This window comes from Rhizobacter sp. P3_B12 (assembly GCF_056402895.1).
Genome location: NZ_JBFUGN010001226.1, coordinates 1 through 1,592, shown reverse-complemented (window position 1 = coordinate 1,592; position 1,592 = coordinate 1). Strand labels below are relative to the sequence as shown.

Annotated in this window: 2 protein-coding genes; one reads left to right on the top strand and one right to left on the bottom strand. The window is 72.4% G+C overall.

Annotated features, from left to right (window positions below; all coding sequences use genetic code 11):
* Window positions 1–1,082, top strand: a 1,082-nt coding sequence (locus tag AC1D01_RS34010; RefSeq protein ID WP_477873872.1) for an NAD(P)/FAD-dependent oxidoreductase, incomplete at its 5' end; no start/stop codon positions are given.
* Here AC1D01_RS34010 and tolA read toward each other — a convergent pair.
* Window positions 1,044–1,592: cell envelope integrity protein TolA (gene tolA, locus AC1D01_RS34005; RefSeq protein ID WP_477873871.1), on the bottom strand; the 549-nt coding region annotated here is incomplete at its 5' end. The two genes, AC1D01_RS34010 and tolA, sit on opposite strands and share 39 nt — an antisense overlap.

Below are 1,592 nucleotides of genomic sequence, written 5' to 3'. Positions count from 1 at the left end.
GGCCCGCCCACCTCCAGGTGCTGCGCGAGTTCGCGGCGCAGGCGCTGCCCGCGGCGCAGGTCACGCTGGTGGCGCCCTCGCTGCGCCCGATGGCGGGCGCGGCGCTGCCCGGCTGGGTGGCCGGCCGCCGCAGCCTCGACGACAGCGTCACGCCGCTGCTGCCGCTCGCGCAGCAGGCCCATGTGACCCTGGTCGAAGGCGAGGTCGATTCGCTCGACGCCGCCGCGCGCCGCGTCACGCTCGCCGGCGGCCAGGTCATCGACTACGACGCGCTGAGCCTGGACCCCGCGCCGGTGATGGACCGCGACGCGATCGCCGGCGCCCGCGAGCATGCCCTCTTCATGCAGCCCGGCGAGCAGTTCGTGCGCCTGTGGGATGCCCTGCTCGCGCTGGCGCAGCAGCGCACGCTGAGCGTCGTCGTGGTCGGCTCGGGCATCGCCGGCGTCGAACTGTCGCTCGCGGTGCAGCGCCGCCTGGGCAAGCGGGCGCGCGTTGCGCTCGTCACCCACGGCGGCCCGCCGCTGCCCGATTTCCCGTCCTCCGCGCAGGTTCGCATGCACCGCATCCTGAAGCGCCGCAACGTCACGCTGTTCGAGGAGCGCTGCGTCGCCCTCGGCGGGCGGCAGGCGATGGTCGGCGACGGCATGCGCCTGGTCTGCGATGCGCCGCTGCTGGTGCTGCCCGGCCGCGCACCGTCGTGGGTGGATGGCAGCGGCCTGCTGCTCGATCCCGACGGCGGTGCGGCGGTCGGCCCGACGCTGCAAAGCACCTCGCACCCCGAGGTGTTCCGCGGCGACGACGACCCCGCGACACTCGCCATCAACCTGCGCCGCTTCATGGCCGGCGGGGCGCTGGTCACCGCGAAGCTGGCCCAGCCTGCGTTGCGCTGGGTCGATTGCGGCGACGGCGACGCGCTGGTCAGCTGGGGCGCCTGGTCGTTCGAGGGCCGCTTCGTCGCCTGGCTGCTGAGGCGCCGCGAGCGCGCTGCCGGCCAGCGGCACGGCAAGCCGCCGCTGCCGCTGCCGGCCGTGGCCCCGGTGGCCTCAGAAGTCGAGCGGCCGGAAAACGAGGGTCATCGGTGATGGTACGCGGCCGTTCTCGTCAGCTGGCAGCTTGGCGGTCTTGTCGATCGCGCGCATCACGGTGTCATCCCATTCCTTGACGCCACTGCTCTTCGTGATGCGCTTGCTGAGGATGGTGCCTTCCGGGCCGGTGCTCACCTCGACCTCGACCCGAGGATTGCCTTCGATGGCCGAAATCAGCGTGATGTTGGGGCGGAGCGCGCCGACGATCTTGCCGCGGTAGTTGGCCGACGGCGCCGCGTCGTGCGCGGCGGTGCCGGTGCTGGTGGCCGCACCGGTGGCGCCGGCCTGGCCGAGGATGCGCTCCAGCTGCTTCTTGCGCTGGTCCTCGGTCTGCGCCGTCTGCCGCTCGAGCTCTTTCTTCTTGCGATCAGCCTCGGCCTTGGCATCCGCTTGGCGCTTGGCTTCCTGAGCCTTCTTCTCTTCGGCTTCCTTGTCCTGCTGCGCCTTCAGCTCCTTCTGCTTGGCCTTCTCCTTCTCGATCGCGATCTGCGGATCGGGGGCCGGGGC